Below are 23,953 nucleotides of genomic sequence, written 5' to 3'. Positions count from 1 at the left end.
CCGTCGTCAATGCGACAGGCCGCCCTTGGCGCGAAAGTGATCAGGGATTGCTCTTGCTCAGGCCAGATCAGCGAGATCGGAAATTCCGACGCCCTTGTCCGATGACCAGGCCACACGTCCCGTTTGCCGCCGCCCCGAAGCCCGGCGAATGGTGACTGTAAGCCCGGGAACCAGACCGGGAGCAGGGTAGAGACCAAGCCCGACGGGCGATTCATCGCGCACTTCGGCTTCGAACGTACCGCGCTGGCTGTCCACCGTCACCGTTTCCTCGCCGGCCTGCACCCGAAGCGCCTTGCGGCGTTCGGCCACGTCCTTCTGCATCTCGGTCAGGAAGTCATCGACGGCCTGCATAAGGTCGTTGGACACGTCCTTGACCTCGCCGCTGACCTTGTCGACGGATCCGGCCTCGCGAAGGGTCACCTGGATGGCTTCGGAAACCTGAGCCACGTTGGTGACCACTTCGCTTGACCCGCTTGCCGCGAGCGCAATGCTCTGGGTGATTTCCTGCGTCGCCTTGCGTTGCTCTCCCACGGCTGAGGTGATGGCTCCGGTGACCACGTGCACATTTTCGATTTGTTCCGAGATGCGGCGAATGGAGCCGATCGCGTTTTTTGTCAGGCGCTGCACACCGGTAATCTGCAGCGCAATCTGTTCCGTCGCTCGCGCGGTCTGATCCGACAGCGCCTTCACTTCCGCGGCGACGACGGCGAAGCCCTTTCCGGCCGATCCGGCCCGAGCGGCCTCGATGGTGGCATTGAGTGCCAGGAGATTGGTCTGTTCCGCGATCTCGCGGATCATGCCGACCACGGCGCCGATCTTCTCGGCGGCTTCGTCCAAGCTGGCGACTTCCTGGTTGGTGTCTTTCGCGACAGTGGTTGTCGTCGACACAATGTCCCCCGCGCGGGCGGACTGGTTGAGGATTTCGGAGATGGCCGTTGTCAGTTCCTCCGCTGCCGCTGCAACGGTCTGAACGTTCTCGGAAGAATGGGCGGACGCGTGGCTGGCTGAGTTCGCCTGCTGCGCGGCGTCCAGTGCAACGCGGTTCATGTTGCCTGCACTGATGGTCAGGCTTCCGGTCCGGCTCTCGACCTTGCGAACCATCTCGCCGATCAGTTCCCTGAATTTCAGGATGATCGATTCCACATGCGCCTGACGGTGCCGTTCCTTTTCCCGCTCCACCTTTGCGCCTTCTTCCAGCTCGGCGCGGCGGATCAGGTTGTCCTTGAAGACGATGACTGAACGGGTCATGTCGTCGATTTCGTCCGAGCGGCGATCCTCGGGCAATGTCACGTCCACCTTGCCGGAGGCGAGATCGGCCATGGAACTGGACAAACGGCGGATCCTGCGCGCCAGTCGGCCGGAGAACAGGACAGCGACGGCTGCCGTTGACAGGCCACCGATGACGCAGATGAGTATCGCCCAATTGCGCAGACCGACCAGCGGATGAAGCAACTCGTCGACATTCTGGACGATCATGATCGCGTAGCGTTTTCCGGCGATCTCGACTGGTTCGATGACCGCGTCACGGTCACCGTTTTCAGGATCCGAGATCTGATGCAGGGTCTCGCCGCCCGACAATGACTCGTTGATGTGCTCCGGGCTGATGACCGCGGTCATCCGCTCGCTTGCCGAAGGCGTGCGATTGCTGTCGTTCTGTGCCTCGCCCTTGTCGTTGACGAGGAAGATGTTGCCGGTGTCGCCCAGACCGTCGTAGTGCCCCAGCATGGCGTCCAGGCGGCCGAATGGCATTTCGACCGCCATCACGCCGATTGACTTGCGCCCGATCGAAATCGGCGTGGCGATGTACCCGGTCGGGTTCTGGCCCCGCGCCGGGTGAAGGGCTGCATCTTCGATAAAGGCTTCATCCGGCTTTCCCGCTGCTGCCAGTTCGAAGGCTCGGGCGAGCGGCGAAGCAGACCATGCGGGCGACCGCAAGTCAGCGGTAAAATCATCCCGTTTCTTGAGCGAATAGATGACCTTGCCCTCGGGCGAGATCAGGAAGATGTCGCCGAACCCTGAATTCTGCGCCAACCGGCGGAAAACAGGATGGAATGTCTTGTGGGCGATGTCGTAAGGCTTGTGCCCTGCTTTCACCAGCGCATCGCGCGCTTCGGCGGCATGGGGATTGGCGGCGACATATTTCGCTTGCAGCACGGATGGTGCCTCGGATCCGTATTTGGACCAGCCATCCCGCATGCCGCGGAAGGCGGCCAGAGCGGTGGAGCTGTCAGCAAACGCCGTCACCTCGGACGTGACACTGCTGTAGAACGCCTCGACTTCGGATGCCTCACCCTCAGCAAGGGCAGATAGCCGTTCCTCGCCTTCGGTCAGCATCATACTGGCAGCCGAGAAGTAACTGGCGACGCCGACGCCGGCCGAGCAGAGCAGGCCAAGCGCGATCATCATCGCTGGAAGCTTTCTGGAAATCCGCATGTGTTCCACCTTCCTGGAGGATCACGCCGGGCTGTGCCCGGTCAAAGTCGCTCGATGTTCACGCCAACCGTGACGGCCCCGATCGGCTTGCCTGTTCCCGGATCGATAACAGGCATGCTGATCTGGCTTTGTACGACCTGGGTCGATTCATCCTGAACGATGTCGCTGATGTGCAGGGAGCCCGGGCCTTTGGCGAAGGTCTCGGTCCATTTGTCTTCATCCCCCTGCCACAGGTCGGTTGTCAGTTCGCTCTGGCCGACATTCAGCCCTCTTGCGTCCATGACGATGATTTCCGTGAACAGACCGCCGCTGGCGTCTTGCTGGGCGATAAGAAATCTCGACAGCGGATTATCCATGACCGCGTCGATTGTCGGTTGATCGATCGAGGCGACTTCGGATCTCCAAGCCTTGTCCAGCTTGTCGATCCCGTCCTGGTCCAGGCCTGCATGTGCCTGGTTGTGCTCGATCAGGGCCGAAATGACCTCAGGCGCTGCAGCGAGCGAAAGGACGCGGCTGTTCGCCAGTGCTTCAAGTTCTGACTGAAACTCGTTTGCAGACAGGAATTTGGGGTACGCAATGCACAGGACAACGAAAGCGAAGGTCAGATACCTCATGGCGAATCGACTCCGTAATGCACTTAATAAGTGTTCCTCAAATGGTTAACGAAATCTTTCTGACGTTGCAGGATGCGGTAAATCGTCAGTTAACTTGCGCTATTCTGAGTGTTAATGAAGCAACTCGGAGTTAGCTTTTGCTTTGTTCGAAATAATCGGCGACGTCATGCAGGCGAATATCGAAAATTTGACTGGTGATGTTTTTAACAGGGGGGTGCGGCCGGCGAGGCAGACGCTCCACTCTGGTTGGCCATGTCGCAAATCAGGGGAACGGTGGCGGATTCCCTTGGGCGAGGAGGGATGGCCAAAGGCAAGACTATGTCTGGAAGCCATGACGCTCCTGGATTGGGCTGCGGCGCTCCGCCGCCAGACTTCGGCTTTTATCCGGTTGCCGCTGTGCTAAAAGACACGCCCCCACGAACCGAAAGGGACCCGCCTTGTCGATGAAATCCTTTGTATTCACCCTGTCCTGTGAGGATCGGCCGGGCATCGTTGCGGCGGTGACCACGGAGCTTGCCGACATGGGGGCCAACATTGCCGAGAGCGATCAGTTCTGGGATCAGGTCACCAACCGCTTCTTCATGCGCATTGCCTTTTTGGCGCCTGATACGCTGACGAAGGACGCGATCTCCAAGGCTCTGGCACCGGCCATCGCCCGGTTCGACATGAAGACCGAGCTGACGGACCAGTCGCAACGCAAGAAAATCATCATCATGGTGTCGAAGTTCGACCATGCCATGCTGCATATTCTCTACCAGATGCGCGTGGGCTGGATGGATGCAGACGTCGTTGCGATTGTTTCCAACCATGAAGACAGCCGCCGGACTGCCGATATCGAGGGCATTCCCTTCCACTACTGGCCGGTGAACAAGGAAAACAAGGCGCAGCAGGAAGAGAAGCTGCTGGCGCTGGTCAAGGAAACGGGAGCGGATCTTGTCGTTCTGGCCCGCTACATGCAGGTCCTGTCCGACAGCCTGTCAAAGCGCCTCTTCGGCAAGGTCATCAACATCCATCACTCGTTCCTGCCGAGCTTCAAGGGCGCGCGGCCCTATCACCAGGCACATGAGCGTGGGGTGAAGATGATTGGTGCGACAGCGCATTACGTCACCGCCGACCTCGACGAGGGTCCGATCATCGAGCAGGATGCCGAGCGCGTGAATCATTCGCTCTCAGCCAATGATTTCGTGGCGCGTGGCCGCGATATCGAGGCCCGCGTGCTGGCAAGGGCGGTCAAGTATCACCTGGAAAACCGGGTGATGATCGTTGGCAACAAGACCATCGTCTTCGCCCGCTGAAACGAAAAAGGCCGTGCCCATTGGGCACGGCCTTCCATGTTGCCTGGGGCCTTTGCCTCAGCCGTTGCGCAGGCTGTGAGCGAAGCCGCGAACTTCCTCGCGAAGGGCCGTGGACTGCGACGACAGGTTTCCTGACAGGCTCATCAGTTGTGTCGCCGCTTCGCCGGTCATTTCGGCTGCTGTGCCAACGCTGGCAATATTGCGGCTGACATCGCCCGCACCCATCGCAGCGCGCTGGGTGTTGATTGCGATCTCCGATGTGGCCGCCGTCTGCTGCTCGACAGCGCCCGCGATGCTTGAAGTCAGGGCACGGATATCTTCGATCGTCGCAACCATGCGGCGGATTGCGTCGACCGAGCCGGACGTCGCCGTCTGGATCTCGCCGATCTTGCGGCTGATCTCTTCCGTGGCGCCGGACGTCTGGGCTGCAAGCTGCTTCACTTCAGAAGCCACGACAGCAAAGCCGCGCCCGGCCTCGCCGGCACGCGCCGCTTCGATGGTGGCGTTCAGCGCAAGCAAGTTGGTCTGCGCCGCGATGTCGCTGATCAGCTCCACTACTTCGCCAATCTGCTGGGCCGAGCTATACAACGCGCTGATGTTGCTGCTGGCGGCGGCGCCATCCTGGGCGGCTGTTTCCGTGATCGAGCTTGAGCGGGAGACCTGCGAGCTGATCTCGCGGATGGACGCCGTCAGTTCTTCTGTCCCTGCGGCAACAGTCTGCACGTTGTCCGAAGCATTTTCGGCTGCGCCGGCGACGACCTGGGTCTGGCGGGCTGTTTCTTCCGCCGTGTCAGAGAGATTGCGTGCCGATCCTGCCAGCGCATCTGAAGCTGCCAGAAACTGTTCGGCCAGGGTTCCCATTTTCTGCTCGAAGGCGTCGGCAATGCGTTGACGCTCTTCTGCCATCCGCTTGGCTGCATGACGTTCGACTTCGGCCTGTTCCGCCTGAGCCTTGCGGCCGGCGCGCAGATCAGAGACGAAACCTTCCAGGCACAGGGCCATGTCCCCGATCTCGTTGCGCATGGCCGCATGCGGGATGCGAACATCGAGATTGCCACCTGCAACGGCCTGCATCGATTGGGTCAGTGCCTTGATCGGGCCGGTCAGGCGCATCAGCACATAGGCCATGGCCCCGACGACGATCAGAAGCACTGCGGATGCAGCCACGATGAGCGAGGTTTCGACGGACGCCTGGGTTGCTTCAGCGGACTTGCCGGCATCGGCCGCGCCATCGATGTTCAGCTTCACGATCACGTCGAGGGCTTCGTTTGCCCGCGCGAACAACTGCTTGCCGTCCGAGGCAAACAACGCGATTGCCTCCTGCTTGCTGCCGCTGCGAGACAGCGCGATCACCTTGGCGGCGGTTGCATCAAAGGCGGCCCATTTTGAAGTCAGGTCATTGAACAGCCCGCGCTCGCGTTCGCTGACGATCAGTTTTTCGTAGCTGGCAAAGAGGCCAGTCATCTCCTGCCGGATCGACGTCAGGTCCCGTTCGATGGCGGACTGTTCCGCATCGGTTGTGGCTGCCGCATGCATGAGAAGTTCGGCCTGAACCTTGAAACTCAGTGCTTCGATCGACTGGCTGATCGAAACGCTGGGGAGCCAGATATCGACGATTTCTGCCGTCATGTCGTTAACGGATACGACGCCGGAGCGCGCGGTCAGGCTGACGCCAGCCAGGGCCACAAGGATCAGCGCGAATATTCCCAGCATGACGCTCGATAGTTGCAGGCGCATGATTCGATTTCCTAACAATAACAACGCCTCTTCAATGCGCCTCAGCGTTAAATTTAATGTTAACCCATGTATACTTCCTTTATTGTGGAATAATATTCCATGAAGTAAATTGCCGCGTATACGTAGGAGAACTTATGTTTCTCGATGTTTCTACGTATTTACAATCATAGATTTTGTTCGACTATTTTCTCTACCGACTTTTGCAGCAGAGCGATGTCCTGCGCTCGCGACAGGCGATGGTCACCGTCGGGTACCAGGGTAAACGACACGTCGTCGTACGGGAGGCGCTCGACAAGGCGCTGGGCGTGCTGCCAGGGCACATCGGGATCCAGTCTCCCCTGCAGGATCGAAATCGGGCAGCCAAGGCGATGGCTGCGGTTCAACAGAAGGTGATTGCGACCGTCCTCGATCAGGGCTCTGGTGATGACATATGGGCCGTCACCGTAGGCTGAGGGGCGTTCATAGCGACCCTTCTCCATGATCTCCGCGCGGATCGTGTCATCGAACCGATGCTGCCACATCAGTGCTTCGGTGAAGTCGGCGGCAGGGGCAATCAGAACCAGTCCCTTGATCCGGCTCGCGCTGAGGCCGACCTCGGCAACATGGGCCAGCGTCAACAGCAGGGCCAGCCAACCGCCCATGGACGATCCGACGAGGATGCGGCTGCCCGGTGCCTGACTGTCGAAAACCGCCTTGGCTTCCTCGAGCCAACGGCTGATCGTACCATCCGTGAATGCGCCGCCCGATGCGCCATGGCCGGAGTAGTCCATCCGCGTGAGGGCGTGCCCGGATGTGTCTGCCCACTCTGCCAGTGCCTCGGCCTTGCTGCCGCGCATGTCTGACTTGAAACCCGACAGCCACATCAGGCCGGGCTGGCGTCCCTCCTGACGGAGATAGGCGATGTCACGGGCATCGCCCGCCTTGCCGACGGTGAGGAATTGCGGCGCAGACGGCGTCATTGTATGGCTCCAGACAACTCAATCATGCCCGCCGGTTTGGCACAGACCGGCGGCGGACTAAAGGCGCTGTTGCGTCCGGAGACGCTCTTGGCCACACGATCTCATTCCCCGCTCGTCCTGCAGGTCATTCCGGATCTTGAGACCGGCGGTGCCGAGCGCACGACGGTCGATGTGGCCGCCGCGATCGTTGCAAGGGGATGGCGCGCGCTTGTGGTCAGCGAGGGTGGCCGGCTTGTCCAGGAGCTGGAAGCGTGTGGCGCTGAGCACATCGTGCTGCCGGTCGCCTCAAAAAATCCGCTGACCATTCTGGCGAATGCGTGGCGGCTTCGGCGCCTTGCCCGGGTCAGAGGCGTCGCCCTGATCCATGCCCGCAGCCGTGCGCCCGCCTGGTCCGCGCTGTTAGCCGCGCGTTGGGCGGGCCTGCCCCTGGTCACGACCTATCACGGCATCTACAAGCAGACCAACGCGTTGAAAGCCTGGTACAATTCGGTCATGGCGCGCGGTGATCTCGTTATCGCCAACTCCCGGTACACGGCCTATCTGATTTCAGCACGGAATGCCTTTGCCCGTGACCGTCTGGTGGTCATCCATCGCGGATCGGACCTTCGGGCGCTGGATCCGGTTGCGGTGACGCCGCAGCGCCGGGCGGGGATGGCCGAGCAGTTTGGCAGCGCTGGCGACCGGCCGGTCCTGCTGCAGCTTGCCAGACTGACCGGCTGGAAGGGGCAACGGGTCGTGGTTGCGGCCATGGCGGAGCTGAAGCGGCGCGGGGCGGCACTGCCACTGGCCATCCTGGCGGGTGATGACCAGGGCCGCGAGGGCTATCGGGCGGAATTGCTGCGTGCGATTGCGGATCACGGCCTGGAGGATGATATCCGCCTTGTCGGACACTGCGCGGATGTGCCGGCCGCTCTGGCCGTGAGCACGCTCAGCGTCGTCGCCTCGACCGAGCCGGAGGCCTTTGGTCGGGCAGCCGTCGAGGCGCAGGCAGCGGGTGTGCCGGTCATCGTCTCTGATCTCGGGGCGGTGCCTGAAACCGTGCTTGCGCCGCCGGAGGTGACGGAGGCCGAGCGGACCGGCTGGCGCGTGCCGCCGGGGGACGCAAAGGCCCTCGCCGATGCGATTGAAACGGTACTGGCGCTGACGCCAGAGGCGCGCGCGGACCTGAACGCCCGCGCTGCCCGCCACGTCGCGGCGCATTTCACCGTCGAGGCGATGTGTGCAGCGACGCTTGAAACCTACGCCAGGCTGATCAACCACGCGCCGGCAAAGCGATCCTGAGGCTTTCCGCCGCTTCCGGTGTTGACTTTCCGGCAGGATGGGCGGATTTTGTAGGGGCTTCAGACCAACAGCGTGTGGTCATCGCCCTCGGCGTTCGCGTTCGGGGTTTTTGGTGCATTCGCGGCCTGAGGCAGAGCTGCCTGATTGCAACGACAGAGGAGATAGCGACCATTCGCCGTCCGTTCCGCGCCCCGCCTCCTACAAAGGATGGCCCGCGCACCAATGATGAAATTCGCGTTCGCGAAGTCCAGTTGATCGATCACGAGGGTCAGAACCGGGGCATCGTCCCGACGCAGGAGGCCCTTGATCTGGCTGTTGAAGCTGGAATGGATCTGGTCGAGATTCAGCCGAATGCGGAACCGCCGGTTTGCAAGATCCTGGACTACGGCAGGTTCAAGTACCAGTCGCAGAAGAAAGCGTCCGAGACGCGCAAGAAGCAGAAGACCGTCGAGATCAAGGAGATCAAGATGCGTCCGAACATCGACACCCATGACTATGAGGTGAAGATGAAGGCGATTCAGCGCTTCTTCTCGGAAGGCGACAAGGTCAAGGTAACCCTGCGATTCCGTGGTCGTGAAATGGCGCATCAGGATCTTGGCATGAAGCTGCTGATGCAGGTTCGTGACGAGACGGCTGACGTTGCCAAGATCGAATCTGCTCCGCGCCTCGAAGGCCGGCAGATGGTCATGGTCCTGGCACCAATCCAGCGCTGACGCGCCGGAGCGGATTCTCGCGAGCCTCAAGAACGGTAAAGCGGCCTCGGTCGCGCATGTGCAATCTGGCAGCCCGGGCCCAACGTCCGGGCTGTTTTGCATTCTGACGCCGGCGAGGGCGGATTCAGGTTGCTTTCAAGGCCGCCTGTCCCTATAAGCCACCGGTCCAGAGTCGTCCGGCTCTTTGCGGACACGTCATTCTGTTGTCTGAAGCCAGTCTTCATCCTTGATCGACATCCGCGAAACCAGGGCATGCCGTGGCGACCTCTCGATGCACCAACAAACGAGCGGGCGGTTCAACCTCCCGCACCAATGAAAGGATGCAAAATGCCCAAGCTGAAGACGAAGTCTGGAGCGAAGAAGCGCTTCAAGCTGACCGCGACCGGCAAGGTGAAGACCGGTCAGGCTGGCAAGCGTCATGGCATGATCAAGCGCACGGCCAAGTTCGTCCGCAACGCCCGTGGTTCGACCACGCTGGCACCGCAGGACGCCAAGATCGTGAAGCAGTATATGCCCAACGCATAACCACCTGACAATCAAGGAGTTTACCCATGGCGCGTGTCAAGCGGGGCGTAACGGCCCATGCCCGTCATAAGAAGGTTATCAAGGCTGCCAAGGGCTACTACGGCCGCCGCAAGAATACCATCCGCATTGCTAAGCAGGCCGTCGAGAAGGCCGCTCAGTATTCCTACCGCGACCGTAAGGTCAGGAAGCGGAACTTCCGCTCGCTGTGGATCCAGCGCATCAACGCTGCCACCCGTGAGCATGGCCTGACCTACGGCCGCTTCATCGACGGCCTGAACAAGGCTGGCATCGAAGTCGACCGCAAGGTTCTGTCGGACCTCGCCATCAACCAGCCGGCCGCTTTCAAGGTCCTGGTCGAAAAGGCACAGGGCGCTCTGGCTGCCTGAGTTCTTTTGACGGCTCGTCCGTTTGAAAAAGGCGTCTCCATCCGGAGGCGCCTTTTTTGTTTGCGCGGCCCAAGGTCGTGAGCGGCCGGCCGCGCTGACGGCATCTCCAGTGGCATTTGTTTAAAACAATCTGGCCCGCGTTAACCATTCTGGCTGAAAAGCAAATGAAATCAGAGACAAATCCTTAACGCGCCCTGCTGTCTGGCATGGTGATTGCGAAGCAGGGGGTGTGTTCATCCCCGGCGTCCCGATCCGGAACAGACAGAGGCAGATCCGTTGCGTATCGATCCATTCCGTCCGTTTGACCGATACTCTGACCGCCGTAAGGCGCAGGTGCGGGCACAGGTGCGTGCCAAGGCCCGCGCCCGCGCCGCCACTGCCGAGGATGTCGAGGAGGTTGCCCGCACGCCGATCGATCTGCCGGCTCCGATGGTGTCGGGTCCGGAGGAGCAGCAGCCGGGCTACGGCTTCTATCGTCCCGATGCGGCGTTCCTGGCGCATCTGATCGCCATGCGCGACCTTGACGTGCTGACGCTGAAGGCGCGACCGGAAGAGGCGCTGGATGGTGTGCTGAGCTACCGCAGCGTTGCCGCATCGCCGCGCCGCCGCGCGCCCGGACATGTCATTTCGACACAGCTCTGAGCCGTTGAACTCTGGCGTCAGCCAGAAAGAAGGTCGCCCGAACCGCGCGTGACGGTCCGGGCGAAGTGCTCAATACCCTGCGGCGTGGCCATCCTTGCGCGGATCGGAGCCGCCTGTAAGTGTGCCGCGCTTGCGGTCGATCTGGATTGCCTGCGCCCCGCCGATCGGTGCACTTGCGCGCACCACATCATGTCCGCGCGCGGCAAGGCCAGCGACAGCTGCCTCGGGAATCCCGCTTTCGACCTGAAGCTTGGTGAATGTGTCATCAAGGAACAGGCGCGGGGCGTCGATCGCCTCCTGCACATCCATTCCATGGTCGATCATGTTGGTCAGCACATGGACGTGCCCGCAGGGCTGGTAGTGGCCCCCCATGACGCCGAAGGACATCCAGGGCGCGCCATCCTTCAGGCCAAAGGCCGGCAGGATGGTATGCATCGGCCGCTTGCCGCCTTCGATGGTATTCGGATGGCCGGGTTCGACGCGGAAGCTGCAGCCACGATTGTGCAACAGCACGCCGGACTGCGGCGCGAGCACGCCGGATCCGAACTCCTTGAAGATCGAGTTGATGAAGGACACGGCAAGGCCGTCCTTGTCGACGACGCTGATGTAGACCGTGTCCGTCTGCGGCGCGAGGCTTGGCACTGCGATGGCATCATTGCGCTTGTCCGGCGAGATCTGCGCGGCCAGCTGGTCGAGCGCCTCCGGGCTGATCAGGGCCGAATGGCAGACATCCATATGGCCTGGATCTGCAATGAAGCGATTGCGCATCGCGTAGGCCAGCCGGGCGGCCTCCATCTGGAGATGCAGCCGCTCCGGGCTCATCGGATCAAGCGCAGCACCGTCAAAACGCTCCAGCAATCCGAGCATGATCAGGGCAACCAGCCCCTGACCATTGGGCGGCAGCTCGGCGATCGTGTGGCCTCGATAGTCCTTGAGAACAGGGGCTACGGCCGTCGTGTGGCAGGCGGCGAGATCATCCAGCGTCATGAAGCTGCCGCGCGCCCTGAGCGTCGCCACGATGTCCTGCGCGATGTCGCCGGTGTAGAACGCGTCGGCACCGCCACTGGCAATCGCGCTCAGCGTGTCGGCGAGGCGGGGCAGGCGCAGGATGTCGCCAGCCTTCGGCGCTTCGCCGTTGACGAGATAGGTGCTCGCGCTGGCCGGATCTGCCGCGAGCTTTCCGACGCTGTGCACCCAGTCATGGGCAACGCGAGGGGCGACGGGGAAGCCGTCGCGGGCGTAGGAGATGGCGCGGCGCAGCAGCTTCTTCAGCGGCTTGCTGCCATGGGCCTTGAGCAGGGTTTCCCAGGCACGAACGGCTCCGGGCACGGTGATGGCGTGCACGCTGTCCGGCGTGATCTCGCTCAGCCCCTGATCGCGGAGGGCAGCCGTGCTGATCGCGCGTGGGGCTGCACCCGAGCCGTTGAAACCGGCCATGTGGCCATCTGCTTCAGTCACGATGGCAAAGCAATCGCCGCCAAGCCCGGTCATGTGCGGCTCGACCACGCACTGAACAGCCACGGCCGCGATTGCTGCGTCGACGGCGTTGCCGCCATCTTGCAGGATCTCGATTGCTGCCGACGTTGACAGTGGATGAGACGTGGCGGCCATGCCGCGGGACGCGATGACCGGCGAGCGGCCGGGCAAGTCAAAGTTGCGAGCCAATTGGCTGTTCCCCCGAATGAATTTGTTCCGCTCCGGCGGAAGTGTTTTCCGCGTGGGCTTTCTGTGTTTTGCCGGAGCGTCGTGCTAGCCCATTGTTGTCGGATCCAAGTTCTAGCGGAGATTCCAGTCCATGGGAAAGATGACACTTGCGACAGCACAGACAATCATTTCTGCCGCTCTCGAAAAAGCGGACAGCTTGTCGCTGAAGCCGTTGACCGTGGTTGTCCTTGATGCTGGCGGACATATGGTCGCCATGGCACGGCAGGATGGCTCATCGATCCTGCGACCGCAGATCGCAAGCGGCAAGGCTTACGGGGCTCTGGCGGTCGGGACCGGATCACGCTGGCTGCATGAAGCGGCGGAGAAGCGACCGCACTTTGTCCAATCGCTCAATGGAGCATCTGGCGGCGCGATTGTGCCGGTGCCGGGCGGCGTACTCGTCAAGGATCAGGATGGAGAAGTCATCGGTGCGGTCGGGATCACCGGCGACACGTCGGACAATGACGAAGCCTGTGCCGTCGCTGGCGTCATGGCAGCCGGACTTTTGTCCGACTGCGGCTGACAAGGACGCGAAACAGACTGTCCCCGACGCAAGCTGCTTGCGTCGGGGGCGATATCAGGACTTGTCGGTGCCCAACGCGTCGATCTTTTTCTGCATTGCCGCGAGCTGCTTCTTCAGGTCATCCAGGTCCGAGCTGCTGGCCGGTGCCGCGCGCTGTGCGGCGGGTTGCGCGGCGTCTGCGCTCGTCTGCGTTCCGGTGCCGCCGATGCCAAACGGCATGAACATCTTCATGGCCCGTTCGAACATCTCTGTGTTGCGCTTGACTTGCTCCTCGATGGCTTCCAGTGCCGAGGAGCCGAAGGCTTCGGTCATGTGACCGCGCAGCTTTTCCTGTTCCTTGGTCAGCGATGAGATCGAGAATTCAAGGTAACTGGGTACAAGCCCCTGCATGCTGTCGCCATAGAAGCGGATCAACTGACGCAGGAACGTGATCGGCAGCAGGTTCTGGCCGCCCTTGCCCTCCTGCTCCACGATGATCTGGGTCAGGACAGCGCGGGTAATGTCTTCGCCAGTTTTCGCATCGAACACGACGAAGTCCTCTTCACCCTTCACCATGACCGCAAGGTCTTCAAGAGTGACGTAGGTGCTGGTGCCGGTGTTGTAGAGCCGACGGTTGGCGTATTTCTTGATGATCGTCGGCTCGCTGGTCTTTGCCATCTTGTCTTATTCTCCCGGCAGACCGCAGGCGGACCATGCTCTGGTCCACGCGCCGCGGCGGCAAGTTCCTGTTTGGTGCCAAGCCTTTCGACCCGCCACCGTTCCTCCGGAACCGAGACTATGCCAATCTTTGCGTGTCTGGCCACCCCTTTCATGTTGCTTGACGAAAGGATGACGGTTTGCACTGCAATAGCAGCGGCCAGACTGGTTGACTTGCGCCGGATGGCGGTTTCTAGTCGGGGTCGAGTAGGGGGCGCCGGATCCGAAAAAAACAGAGGGGGATCTGCCGTGTCCTTGGGGGAAATAGTCATCCGGAGGTCTTCATGAGCGCTTCAACCGACGTCGTCATCGTCAGTGCTACCCGTACCCCAGTGGGTTCCTTCAACGGTTCCTTCGCCAACGTTCCTGCCCATGAACTGGGCGCGACGGTGATCAAGGCCGCGCTCGCCAAGGCGGGTGTCGCGGCTGCTGAAGTCGATGAACTTGTCTTTGGCCAGGTGCTGACCGCAGGTCAGGGACAGAACCCGGCCCGTCAGGCGGCGATCGCAGCCGGCCTGTCCGAAGGCTCCACCGCCTGGTTGCTGAACCAGGTCTGCGGCTCCGGCCTGCGGACGGTGGCTGTCGCAGCGCAGCAGATCATGTGCGGCGACGCCACGATCATGATTGCCGGCGGTCAGGAAAACATGTCGCTCTCGCCGCACTGCGCCCCGATGCGCGCCGGCTACAAGATGGGCGACTACAAGATGATCGACACGATGATCAAGGATGGTCTCTGGGATGCCTTCAACGGCTACCACATGGGCCAGACCGCCGAGAACGTCGCGCTCAAGTGGCAGATCTCCCGCGACGAACAGGACGCCTTTGCCGTTGCGTCTCAGAACAAGGCCGAAGCCGCGCAGAAGGCTGGCAAGTTCAAGGACGAGATCACCCCGGTGACTGTTGCCGACCGCAAGGGCGACAAGGTGATCGAGGATGACGAGTACATCCGTCATGGCGCGACGCTGGACAGCATGGCCAAGCTGCGCCCGGCCTTCACCAAGGACGGTTCGGTGACCGCTGGCAACGCTTCGGGCATCAACGACGGTGCCGCGGCGCTGGTCGTCATGAGCGCTGCCGAGGCCGCGCGCCGTGGCCTGACGCCTCTCGCCCGCATCGCCTCCTGGGCAACCGTTGGCGTTGATCCGGCCGTCATGGGCTCCGGTCCGATCCCGGCTTCGCGCAAGGCGCTTGAAAAGGCTGGCTGGTCCGCTGCCGATCTGGATCTGGTCGAGGCCAACGAAGCCTTTGCCGCCCAGGCCTGTGCCGTGAACAAGGACCTCGGCTGGAACCCGGACATCGTCAACGTCAATGGTGGTGCGATTGCCATCGGCCATCCGATCGGCGCATCCGGTGCCCGCATCCTCGTGACGCTGCTGCACGAAATGGGCCGCCGCGACGCGAAGAAGGGCCTTGCCACGCTGTGCATCGGCGGCGGCATGGGCGTTGCCATGTGCCTCGAGCGCGCCTGACCGACGATCGATCCGTCAGATGTTCATCGCCCGTGCAGGCACTCGTGCCAGCACGGGCAGCGAGATCGTTTCCTGCGGGCAGCACGCCAGTTGCTTGCCCGCAGCCGAAATGACGGCAGGATCCCGGCCGAAAGGCGAATTGCGATCACCGTCTGGAATGGGGAATAGGAAGGGAACGGGGCCGCGTGTCACAAGGCCCGAAGCATTGGGGAGACGAGCATGAGCAAGGTCGCACTGGTTACCGGCGGAACGCGAGGCATTGGCGAGGCCATCTCCCTCGCACTGAAGGCAGCGGGCTACACTGTTGCCGCGACATACGCCGGCAACACCGAAAAGGCAGAAGCATTCAAGGCGGCCACCGGCATCCACGTCTACAAGTGGGACGTCGCCCACGAAGAGGAATGCGCCAAGGGCATTGCGCAGGTTGAAGCCGAACTCGGTCCGATCGAAATCCTGGTCAACAATGCGGGCATCACCCGCGACGGTATGTTCCACAAGATGAGCTTCGACCAGTGGCGCGCCGTGCTGTCGACCAACCTCGACAGCATGTTCACCATGACCCGTCCGGTCATCGAAGGCATGCGCAACCGTGGCTTCGGCCGCATCATCAACATCTCGTCGATCAACGGCCAGAAAGGCCAGATGGGCCAGGCGAACTACTCCGCCGCCAAGGCAGGCGTCATCGGCTTCACCAAGGCTCTGGCGCAGGAGAACGCGTTCAAGGGCATCACCGTCAACGCTATCTGCCCGGGCTACATCAACACCGACATGGTCGCGGCCATGCCGGAGAAGGTGCTGCAGCAGATCGTGGCTGGCATTCCGGTAGGCCGTCTCGGCCATCCGGAGGAAGTGGCTCAGGCGGTTGTGTACCTGGCAGCTGACAGCGCTGCCTTCATGACCGGCGCGGTGCTGACACTGAACGGCGGCCAGTACATCGCCAACGGCTGATCCGTTTCCGGGTCGGTGTTTCGGGGCGCCCATTACGGGCGCCCTTTTTGTTTCGGGCGCGCAAATGGTTCTTTGCCGGAAAATCCGGGCCTTTGCAGTTGACCCGGAGCACACGCTGTTCCTATCTGCGAATAAGCATCAAGCTCGCGGCCAAGCCGCCATTGGAGACCACATGGATCTGGAACGCGCCCCGAATGACCCGCAGCGGCTCAAGGAAATGGGCGGCAAGGACATGCCGCCATTGCTGAAGCTGGCACTGGAACTCGGTCCGCTCGGAGTGTTCTTCCTCTTCAACGCGCGTGGAGAGCAGATCCAGGCTGCATTTCCGGGGCTCGCCGTCGTTGGCGGACCGATCTTCCTTGCCACTGCGGCGTTCATGGTGGCGATTTCGATTTCGCTGGGCGTGTCCCTGTGGCTGACGCGGCGCCTGCCGATCATGCCGCTGGTGTCCGGCATCATCGTGCTGGTGTTTGGCGCGCTGACGCTCTGGCTGCACGATGAGCTTTTCATCAAGCTGAAGCCGACGATCATCAACACCCTGTTCGGCACGGTGCTGCTGGGCGGCCTCCTGTTCGGGCGCTCGCTGCTTGGCTATGTCTTCGACAGCGCGTTCCGCCTCACCGATGAAGGCTGGCGAGTGCTCACGCTGCGCTGGGGCCTGTTCTTCCTGTTCCTTGCCGGCGTCAACGAGGTGGTCTGGCGCAGCTTCTCGACCGACTTCTGGGTCAGCTTCAAGGTCTTCGGCATCATGCCGATGACGCTGGTGTTCACGCTGTTCCAGCTGCCTTTGATCCAGCGGCACTCGCTGCCGGATCCTTCCGACCAAGCGGCACAGAAGTCCGAGTGAGCTTGGAGACGCGGGCGGGCAATTGCGTCCGCCCGGCGTCGGTCAATCGCCGTTGCCGGTAAAGCTGACGTCGCGCCGCGCGCCGGTGATCGTGATCGTGAAACCGGCGATGACATCGATGGCGGCGATCACCATCAGCAGGAAGAATGTCGACGTGGCAGCCTGGCGCACGGTCAGAAACTCGATCAGGAAGACGACGAAGACCAGCATCGACAGGATGTGATCGGACAGCACGGCAACGCCGGTGCGGGTTGCCTTCAGGATCTCGATGAACAGCAGCCCGAGTGCGAGGCTCAGCATGATGTCGCCAAGAACCAGCGTGAACCGGGCTGATGAGACCATTTCCACCGTCAGGACCGGTGCGAACCATGGGTCGCCGGCAATCGGTCCGAACCAGCCGAAGGCGACGAGATTATACAGTGCCAGCGGCACCAGCGTCAGCGGAACAGAGAGAAGCATCGGCATGGGTGTGCTCCTGTAACAGGCGGCAGGATCAGGATGGAACCAGCGGTGTTGTGCGCGGTTCGCCCCAGCATAGCCAGGATCATATCCTGATCGCCGGACTGAAATGTCTCAAGCAAGCAGTAGATATGAAAAAGGCCGGCGTTGCCGCCGGCCTTGATCAGGATTTCAGTCGCCGCAGCGATCCTGGATCAGACGTCGTCTTTGACCTGCAGGATCTGACGGCCCCGGTACATGCCGGTCTTGAGGTCGACGTGATGCGGGCGGCGCAGTTCGCCCGAATCCTTGTCCTCGACGTAAGTCGGCTGCTTCAGGGCGTCCGCGGAACGGCGAAAACCGCGCTTCATGCGCGAGGTTTTTCTCTTCGGAACGGCCATGTTCTTGTTCTCCGTAGTCCATAGTTCACGCGGCCCGGACCGGGTTCGCCCGGGGCGTGGTACCACGCAGCGTGTCGGAATGTTGGGGCTTATACAGGCAAAGGCCGGGCTTTGCCAGAGGAAAGCAGAATTTTTCTTATCCCGCTTAAGGACGTGTCAGCACGCAGGAAAAAATGTCTCCTGCCTGACCGACACGGGTCTCGTTTGTCCGCGCAAGCCGGGCATGTCCACGGCCCGGCTTGGCGGGATTGCGCAGAAATGGATTGGGCAGTGCGGTCGCCAGACGTGCAGCTTCGGCCTGCGTCAGCTTGGCGGCCGGCTTGCCAAACCAGGCCTGGGCAGCGGCCTCCGCACCAAAGATTCCTTCGCCCCATTCAGCGATGTTGAGATAGAGCTCGATGATCCGCCGCTTGGTGAGCATCAGGTCCAGCATCATGGCGAGGGGCAGTTCCATGCCCTTGCGAATGAAACTGCGGTCGCCCCAGAGGAAAAGATTCTTGGCCAGCTGCATCGTGATGGTGCTGGCCCCGCGCGCGTCCTTGCCGGCGTTGAGGCGTTCGATCTGGCCTTCCAGCGCATCCCAGTCCACACCGTCGTGCGAACAGAACGCACTGTCTTCCGAGGTGATCACCGCGCGCACCAGATTGGGGGAGATCTCGTCCAGAGATCGCCACTGCCGGTCGACCCAGAGGCCCTGAACGTAGCGGCCAAGCATCAGGGTACTGACCGGAGGTACGACTGCGTAGATGAGCGTCAGCACCGGTGGTGCCAGGACGAGGACCAGCAAGCCGATCATCACAGCCCGGGCGAGACGGCGGCCAAGGCCCTTGCGCTGTCGGCGTTCCCCCATTGGCTGGACCGGCTCCAGTTCCGGTTCTGCGCCAGAGGGATCATCCCGCCGGCTGTCTCCTGCCACAGGTTCAAACATTTTGCAGCCAGCCGCCCCTTGTGCCGCAAGCCGGATCGTTTGCCGGATGTGGCGCTCTTGCAAGCGTTCTACATGCGCCGGGCGACTGCGTCAAAGTGGCCGGCCGTCCAAGTCGGGGCAAGAGCCTTGACGCAACGCGGAAAACCGGACACCCAAGGCCAAAGCAGCGCCTTGTGCCTCCAGCTGGATGAGACGGGGCAGGGACATCGAACGGGACGGGATCGGCATGGGCAACGGCATCGGCGTGACTTGGCTCGAAGACGCGCTTCGCGACATCGGCCGGCAAATGGAACAGGCCATCGGTCAGGCCCTGTCGGCGGAGCCGCGCCCCGGTGAACTGACAAGGCCTGAACGGCTTCTGGCCGCCATGCGCCACGGCACACTGAATGGTGGCAAGCGCCTGCGCCCGTTGCTGATGGTGGAATGCGCCCGCGCGTTTGGCCGTATGGATGACGGCGTGCTGGTCGCTGCTTCGGCACTCGAGTGCCTGCACAGCTACTCGCTTGTGCATGATGATCTTCCTGCCATGGACGACGATGACCTGCGCCGCGGCCTGCCGACCGTGCACAAGGCATTTGACGAGGCGACCGCCATTCTGGCCGGTGACAGCCTGCTGACGCTGGCCTTCGATCTGATTGCTGACCCGGCCGTCCATCCCGATCCTGCCGTACGGCTGACCCTGTCGCGGGATCTGGCCCGCGCGGCCGGTGTGGGCGGCATGGCGGGTGGGCAGATGCTCGATCTGCAGGCGGAGCACAAGACGCTCGGGGAGCAGGAGATACGCACGCTTCAGGCGATGAAAACCGGGGCGTTGCTGCGATATGCCTGCGAGGCCGGTGCCCGGCTCGGCGATGCCGGCGACGCTGATGTGATGCGGCTGCGGCGCTATGGCGAGGTGATTGGCCTTGCGTTCCAGCTCGCCGATGATCTGCTTGATCTTGAGGCGACGCCAGAAGCAATGGGCAAGGCCACCGGCAAAGACGCCGATGCCGGCAAGGCAACGCTCGTCAGTCTCTATGGCGCAGACAAGACGCGGGCAATCCTCCACCAGCTGGTCGATGAGGCCGCCAGCCTCGTAGGTGAACTCGGCGATGCCGGTCAACGCCTGTCAGACATCGCTGCCTTTGTTGCGTTCCGGGGCCATTGAGCCCGACAGGCCGGATGCCTCAGCGGAGGCCACTTACATGGCGACTGCCGGGTCCTGAGTTCTGGTTTCTGCCTGCTCGGCCAACTGGTTGATCGTGTGGAGGAACTCCCGCAACAGGCTTGCGGGAATTTCGATATCGGCCATGGGCTTGCCGAAGAGGTAGCCTTGCAACCGGTCGCAGGCGACGGTTTCCAGCGCCCGTGCCTGGAAGACGGTCTCCACGCCCTCGATCGTCACCTGCATGTTCAGTGCGTGGCCGAGGGCGACGGTCGCCGAGAGGATCTTCTGGATCGCTTCGGCGGAGTTGGTGTAGGCGGCCATGAAGCTGCGGTCGATCTTGATCTTGTCGAACGGGAAACGCCACAGGTAGCTGAGGCTTGAGTAGCCCGAACCGAAGTCGTCCATGACGATGCTGACGCCGAGCGCCTTGAGGTCAGCCAGCTGGGCCATCACCGAGGCGTCGTCGCGCAGCAGCAGGTTTTCGGTGATCTCCAGTTCCAGCCGGGCAGGTTCCAGGCCGGTTTCCGCAAGAACAGCCGCAACGCGCGCCGGCAATGTGCCCTCGGCGAACTGCGATGGCGACAGGTTGACGGCGATGGCGATGCCGTCCGGCCATTGCGTGGCTGCAGCGCAGGAGGTCGCCAGCACCCAGTCGCCGATTTGCGGCAGGAGGCCCAGCTTTTCGGCCAGCGGCAGAAATTCGTTCGGCATGATCAGGCCGCCGTTGCCGTCCGGCAGACGCAGCAGAGCCTCGAAGCCTGTTACGCGCGCGTTCGCGACGCCCATGATCGGCTGGAAGTACAAGACGAAGTCCTGTTCACGCGTCGCCTGGCGCAGGCGGCGCTCCAGCGTCCTCCGGCGCTGCATGTCGTCTTCCATCGTGTCGCGGAAGAAGCCGGAGTCCTGACCGCCGGCGTTCTTCACGAACATCAGGGCGAGTCCCGCCTTATGGACGAGGTCACGGCCGTTAGCAGCATCGTCTGGTGCCAGGGCAGAGCCGATGCTGAAGGACAGCCGAATGTCGCGGTCATCGAGTGCATAAGGCTCGCTCAGGCGCGCCTGAAGACGGCGGACCATCGCCTCGGCCTGATCCCGGGACTTGATGCCGCACTGAGCGACCAGCAATTCATCAGTGCCCAGCCGGCCGACGAAATCATGCGTACGCACCATGTCGCGCGCCCTGAGCGCGACCATCCGGACCAGAGCGTCCGTGAGATCCGGCCCGAGATCCTCGCTCAAGGCCTTGAAGCCATCGATATCGATATGGTGGATCGCAAGTGCATTTGCGCCGCCTGTCCCTGTGCCAATGCATTTGTCCAGCTTGTTCAGAAACGCCGGCCGGTTGAGCAGGCCCGTTACGCTGTCATGCTGAGCCAGAAAGGATGCACGCGCGTCACTGAGGGCGCGAGCACGGGCGAAATGGCGCAACGCTATGAACGGCAAGATCACGAGAACGACCAGCAAAAGGCTGATACCAATCCCGGCGGTTGTCAGCTCCCGGCGAAACAGCGCTGCGGTCTCGGACTCGTCGACATACGTCTCGATCACCGCAATCATTTGTCCATCGCGCATGATGGGCAAATATGTCGAGGCATAGGTTGCGGGGCGACCTTCCGGAGTTCCATCACGCACAATGGTAAAGGTCTGGCCGGTGGCGACCACTTGCGCTGCGGTCGGATTGTGGGTTGCCAGCATCTGTTCGGTTGCAACGCTTGTGCCCGTGGCGTCGGACACCAGCCGCGGGCGGCCGTCGCGATCGAAGACCTTGAAGCGGAACACCTTGCCCATGCCCTTGGCCATTTCGATCTGGTCAAGCGCCTTGGTCGACGGCGGAACGCCTTCCGCGATCTGCTGCAGGTCGGGGATATGGCTGGCGAGTGTTTCGGCCCACAACTTCGAGTGAGTCGCGGAATCCTTTTCGATCCAGTGATTGACGGCCAGGCCCGTAACAAAAAAGGCGCCGGCAAAAAACGCCAGCGCGCCAAATACGACACCCGCAATCAGCCTTAAATCAGTGTGCCCCGGAAATACCCGCATGGTTACCCTCTCTGCTCCAGAGGGAATTACGCACAGTCAGATGCTAAGATATTCTGATCATTTGCATGCCGCTTCGCGACATGCATAAGAAACCGTTACCGTTCAGGACTTCTGGCGACCAAAATCCGGCGCTGCCGTTTCCTGTCCAGCCTCGATGATCGAGCGACGAATGCCACGTGTGCGGGTGAAAAGGTCGAACAGCGCCTGACCATCCCCCCACCGGATCGCCCGCTGAAGCGCTGCGAGGTCCTCGGAGAACCGTGACAGCATCTCGAGGATCGCATCCTTGTTGTGCAGGCAGACATCGCGCCACATCGTCGGGTCAGAGGCGGCCAGACGGGTGAAATCACGGAAGCCCGACGCGGAATACTTGATCACTTCCGACTTGGTGACGGTTTCGAGATCGTCCGCCGTGCCGACGATGTTGTAGGCAATGATGTGCGGCAGATGGGAAACGATCGCCAGCACCAGGTCATGGTGCTGGGGGTCCATCACATCGACATTCGAGCCACAGGCCGTCCAGAAGGCCGCAAGGCGGTCGACAGCCGACGGATCGGTGCCCTCGATCGGGGTCAGAATGCACCAGCGGTTCTGGAACAGGCTGGCAAAGCCCGCGTCCGGGCCGGAGTGTTCCGTACCTGCAATCGGGTGCCCTGGAATGAAGTGAACGCCCTCGGGAACATGAGGGGCCATCTGGGATACGACCGAAGCCTTGGTGGACCCGACATCCGTCAGAATCGCGCCCGGCTTCAGGTGCGAAGCGATGGCGCGGGCAACTGCTTCGCTGGCGCCGACGGGGACGCTGACAATCACCAGATCCGCATCCACGACCGCTTCGCCGGCATCGGTGCAATATCGGTCGCCGAGCTTCAGCTCTTCCGCGCGGGCCAGCGTCTCCGGCGAGCGGGTCGAGATCACGATTTCACGGGCGAGGCCTTCTTGCCGGATGATCCGGGCAAGCGAGGATCCGATCAGGCCGATACCAATCAGGGCGATGCGGTCAAAATGGGCGCTGGACATGCTCTGGTCTTGCAAAGTTGCGGGGCCTGGCAGATGTCTGCCAGGCCAGATTCAAGGTGCTGCCCGCGATGAGAGGCGGTGCAGCCGGAAGCGGAGTTATGCGCGCAGGAAATCGCCAATGGCGGCGATCACGGCGCGGTTGGCTTCTTCCGTCCCGATCGTCAGGCGCAGGGCACCCGGGATGCCGTAGTTGGCAACCGCGCGCAGGATGAAGCCGTGTTCGGACAGATAGGCGTCAGCATCCTTGGCCCGCTTGCCGTCGGTATCGGGGAAATGCACCAGCACGAAGTTGCCGACGCTCGGCGTGACCTGCAGTCCGAGGGCTTCCAGCTGCGACGTGACCCAGGGCAGCCACTCTTCGTTATGGGCAATGGCCTTCTCGACAAAGGCCCGGTCCCGGATCGCGGCAATGCCGGCAGCCATGGCCGGACCGGAGACGTTGAACGGCCCGCGGATGCGGTTCATGGCGTCGATCATCTCGGCCGGACCGAAGCACCAGCCAAGCCGGAGGTTGGCGAGGCCATAGATCTTCGAGAAGGTGCGCGTCATGATCACGTTGTCGGACGTCGCCACCAGCTCCAGCCCGCTTTCGTAGTCATTGCGGCGGACATACTCGGCATAGGCCGCGTCGAGCACCAGCACGACATGTCCCGGCAGCCCGGCGTGCAGGCGGCGTACTTCGTCGAACGGCAGATAGGTGCCAGTCGGATTGTTCGGATTGGCCAGGAACACGATCTTGGTCTTGGCGTTGACGAGGGCAAGGATGCCATCCACGTCCGCCGTCATGTTCTTTTCCGGTGCGACCACGGGCGTTGCCCCGGCTGCCCGGATGGCGATCGGGTACACGAGGAAGCCGAATTCGGAGTAGATCGCTTCGTCGCCGGGGGCGAGGTAGGTGTTGGCGATCAGCGACAGGATCTCGTCCGATCCGGCGCCGCAGATGATGCGATCGGGGTTGATGCCGATCACTTCACCGATAGCCTCGCGCAGCGCGCTGGACGATCCGTCCGGGTAGAGTTCAAGCTTGCCGGCAACTTCGGCCAGAGCGGCCTTGGCAGCTTCGCTCGCGCCGATCGGCGACTCGTTCGACGACAGCTTGTAAACCTTTGCGCCGCCGCTGGCCTTCGACTTGCCGGGCACGTAGGGCGCGATGTCCAGGATGCCTGCGCGCGGTGTCGGGCGGCTCTTGGTGCTGTTGCTCATGTCAGGT

General features: G+C 62.1%; 23 protein-coding genes. 11 read left to right on the top strand and 12 right to left on the bottom strand.

Annotation, left to right across the window (positions count from 1 at the left end):
- Nucleotides 1–57: 57 nt before the first annotated feature.
- Together OVA12_RS11345 and OVA12_RS11340 are read right to left on the bottom strand one after the other, a co-directional pair.
- Complete coding sequence (locus OVA12_RS11345; protein WP_268137385.1) at nt 58–2,433, bottom strand: methyl-accepting chemotaxis protein; 2,376 nt, start codon at nt 2,431–2,433, stop codon at nt 58–60.
- A gap of 41 nt (nt 2,434–2,474) precedes the next feature.
- Nucleotides 2,475–3,047, bottom strand: a complete 573-nt coding sequence (locus OVA12_RS11340; protein WP_268137383.1) for a PDC sensor domain-containing protein — start codon at nt 3,045–3,047, stop codon at nt 2,475–2,477.
- Between the two features lie 443 nt (nt 3,048–3,490).
- Here OVA12_RS11340 and purU point away from each other — a divergent pair, with 443 nt between their 5' ends.
- A complete protein-coding gene (gene purU, locus OVA12_RS11335; protein WP_442793858.1) occupies nt 3,491–4,342 on the top strand; it encodes a formyltetrahydrofolate deformylase in 852 nt (283 codons plus the stop codon).
- A 57-nt stretch (nt 4,343–4,399) separates the two neighbouring features.
- Here purU and OVA12_RS11330 read toward each other — a convergent pair whose 3' ends face one another.
- Nucleotides 4,400–6,079 (bottom strand): methyl-accepting chemotaxis protein, encoded by a 1,680-nt coding sequence (locus OVA12_RS11330; RefSeq protein ID WP_268137378.1) that lies wholly within the window; start codon nt 6,077–6,079, stop codon nt 4,400–4,402.
- Between the two features lie 164 nt (nt 6,080–6,243).
- On the bottom strand, nt 6,244–7,038 hold the full coding sequence (locus tag OVA12_RS11325) for an alpha/beta hydrolase (RefSeq protein WP_268137376.1): 795 nt from the start codon (nt 7,036–7,038) through the stop codon (nt 6,244–6,246).
- Nucleotides 7,039–7,125: 87 nt separating this feature from the next.
- Here OVA12_RS11325 and OVA12_RS11320 point away from each other — a divergent pair, with 87 nt between their 5' ends.
- From OVA12_RS11320 to OVA12_RS11300, 5 genes are all read left to right on the top strand, one after another.
- On the top strand, nt 7,126–8,319 hold the full coding sequence (locus OVA12_RS11320) for a glycosyltransferase family 4 protein (RefSeq protein WP_268137374.1): 1,194 nt from the start codon (nt 7,126–7,128) through the stop codon (nt 8,317–8,319).
- 170 nt (nt 8,320–8,489) lie between these two features.
- Nucleotides 8,490–9,032, top strand: coding sequence for a translation initiation factor IF-3 (gene infC / locus OVA12_RS11315; RefSeq protein WP_268138682.1), 543 nt, complete (start codon nt 8,490–8,492; stop codon nt 9,030–9,032).
- A gap of 327 nt (nt 9,033–9,359) precedes the next feature.
- Nucleotides 9,360–9,557 (top strand): 50S ribosomal protein L35, encoded by a 198-nt coding sequence (gene rpmI / locus OVA12_RS11310; RefSeq protein ID WP_106753636.1) that lies wholly within the window; start codon nt 9,360–9,362, stop codon nt 9,555–9,557.
- Nucleotides 9,558–9,583: 26 nt separating this feature from the next.
- Nucleotides 9,584–9,943 carry a 50S ribosomal protein L20 gene (rplT, locus tag OVA12_RS11305; protein WP_268137371.1) on the top strand — a complete coding sequence of 120 codons (360 nt, stop codon included), beginning with the start codon at nt 9,584–9,586 and terminating at the stop codon, nt 9,941–9,943.
- Nucleotides 9,944–10,219: 276 nt separating this feature from the next.
- On the top strand, nt 10,220–10,585 hold the full coding sequence (locus OVA12_RS11300) for a hypothetical protein (protein ID WP_268137369.1): 366 nt from the start codon (nt 10,220–10,222) through the stop codon (nt 10,583–10,585).
- A gap of 69 nt (nt 10,586–10,654) precedes the next feature.
- Here OVA12_RS11300 and ggt read toward each other — a convergent pair whose 3' ends face one another.
- Entirely contained in the window at nt 10,655–12,250 is a 1,596-nt protein-coding gene (ggt, locus tag OVA12_RS11295; protein WP_268137367.1) for a gamma-glutamyltransferase, read from the bottom strand.
- 130 nt (nt 12,251–12,380) lie between these two features.
- Here ggt and OVA12_RS11290 point away from each other — a divergent pair, with 130 nt between their 5' ends.
- Nucleotides 12,381–12,812 (top strand): GlcG/HbpS family heme-binding protein, encoded by a 432-nt coding sequence (locus tag OVA12_RS11290; protein WP_268137365.1) that lies wholly within the window; start codon nt 12,381–12,383, stop codon nt 12,810–12,812.
- Between the two features lie 54 nt (nt 12,813–12,866).
- On the opposite strand, the gene phaR is transcribed toward OVA12_RS11290, so the two are convergent.
- Complete coding sequence (phaR, locus tag OVA12_RS11285) at nt 12,867–13,469, bottom strand: polyhydroxyalkanoate synthesis repressor PhaR (RefSeq protein ID WP_268137363.1); 603 nt, start codon at nt 13,467–13,469, stop codon at nt 12,867–12,869.
- A 323-nt stretch (nt 13,470–13,792) separates the two neighbouring features.
- Between phaR and OVA12_RS11280 the strand changes: the two genes are divergently transcribed.
- The 3 genes from OVA12_RS11280 (at nt 13,793) to OVA12_RS11270 (ending at nt 16,772) form a co-directional block, all read left to right on the top strand.
- Nucleotides 13,793–14,977 carry an acetyl-CoA C-acetyltransferase gene (locus OVA12_RS11280; protein WP_268137361.1) on the top strand — a complete coding sequence of 395 codons (1,185 nt, stop codon included), beginning with the start codon at nt 13,793–13,795 and terminating at the stop codon, nt 14,975–14,977.
- A 219-nt stretch (nt 14,978–15,196) separates the two neighbouring features.
- Complete coding sequence (gene phbB / locus OVA12_RS11275) at nt 15,197–15,925, top strand: acetoacetyl-CoA reductase (protein WP_268137359.1); 729 nt, start codon at nt 15,197–15,199, stop codon at nt 15,923–15,925.
- A gap of 172 nt (nt 15,926–16,097) precedes the next feature.
- Nucleotides 16,098–16,772, top strand: coding sequence for a septation protein A (locus OVA12_RS11270; RefSeq protein WP_268137357.1), 675 nt, complete (start codon nt 16,098–16,100; stop codon nt 16,770–16,772).
- 42 nt (nt 16,773–16,814) lie between these two features.
- On the opposite strand, the gene OVA12_RS11265 is transcribed toward OVA12_RS11270, so the two are convergent.
- The 3 genes from OVA12_RS11265 to mtgA all read right to left on the bottom strand — a co-directional run bounded on the left by OVA12_RS11265 (nt 16,815) and on the right by mtgA (nt 18,539).
- A complete protein-coding gene (locus OVA12_RS11265; protein ID WP_268137355.1) occupies nt 16,815–17,237 on the bottom strand; it encodes a hypothetical protein in 423 nt (140 codons plus the stop codon).
- A gap of 188 nt (nt 17,238–17,425) precedes the next feature.
- Nucleotides 17,426–17,611 (bottom strand): 50S ribosomal protein L32, encoded by a 186-nt coding sequence (gene rpmF, locus OVA12_RS11260; protein WP_161677813.1) that lies wholly within the window; start codon nt 17,609–17,611, stop codon nt 17,426–17,428.
- Nucleotides 17,612–17,756: 145 nt separating this feature from the next.
- Nucleotides 17,757–18,539: a monofunctional biosynthetic peptidoglycan transglycosylase gene (mtgA, locus tag OVA12_RS11255; protein ID WP_442793857.1), complete on the bottom strand. Its 783-nt coding sequence runs from the start codon at nt 18,537–18,539 to the stop codon at nt 17,757–17,759.
- Between the two features lie 226 nt (nt 18,540–18,765).
- Between mtgA and OVA12_RS11250 the strand changes: the two genes are divergently transcribed.
- Nucleotides 18,766–19,686 carry a polyprenyl synthetase family protein gene (locus tag OVA12_RS11250; protein ID WP_442793876.1) on the top strand — a complete coding sequence of 307 codons (921 nt, stop codon included), beginning with the start codon at nt 18,766–18,768 and terminating at the stop codon, nt 19,684–19,686.
- 33 nt (nt 19,687–19,719) lie between these two features.
- On the opposite strand, the gene OVA12_RS11245 is transcribed toward OVA12_RS11250, so the two are convergent.
- The 3 genes from OVA12_RS11245 to hisC all read right to left on the bottom strand — a co-directional run bounded on the left by OVA12_RS11245 (nt 19,720) and on the right by hisC (nt 23,946).
- Nucleotides 19,720–21,723, bottom strand: a complete 2,004-nt coding sequence (locus OVA12_RS11245) for a putative bifunctional diguanylate cyclase/phosphodiesterase (protein WP_268137352.1) — start codon at nt 21,721–21,723, stop codon at nt 19,720–19,722.
- 102 nt (nt 21,724–21,825) lie between these two features.
- Nucleotides 21,826–22,743: a prephenate/arogenate dehydrogenase family protein gene (locus tag OVA12_RS11240; RefSeq protein WP_268137350.1), complete on the bottom strand. Its 918-nt coding sequence runs from the start codon at nt 22,741–22,743 to the stop codon at nt 21,826–21,828.
- A gap of 96 nt (nt 22,744–22,839) precedes the next feature.
- Nucleotides 22,840–23,946 carry a histidinol-phosphate transaminase gene (gene hisC, locus OVA12_RS11235; protein ID WP_268137348.1) on the bottom strand — a complete coding sequence of 369 codons (1,107 nt, stop codon included), beginning with the start codon at nt 23,944–23,946 and terminating at the stop codon, nt 22,840–22,842.
- Between the last annotated feature and the right edge of the window lie 7 nt (nt 23,947–23,953).

The organism is Pannonibacter sp. SL95 (assembly GCF_026672425.1).
Lineage (GTDB): Bacteria > Pseudomonadota > Alphaproteobacteria > Rhizobiales > Stappiaceae > Pannonibacter.
Note: the sequence above shows the minus strand (reverse complement) of the source record. Positions and strands in the feature narration are given on the sequence as shown.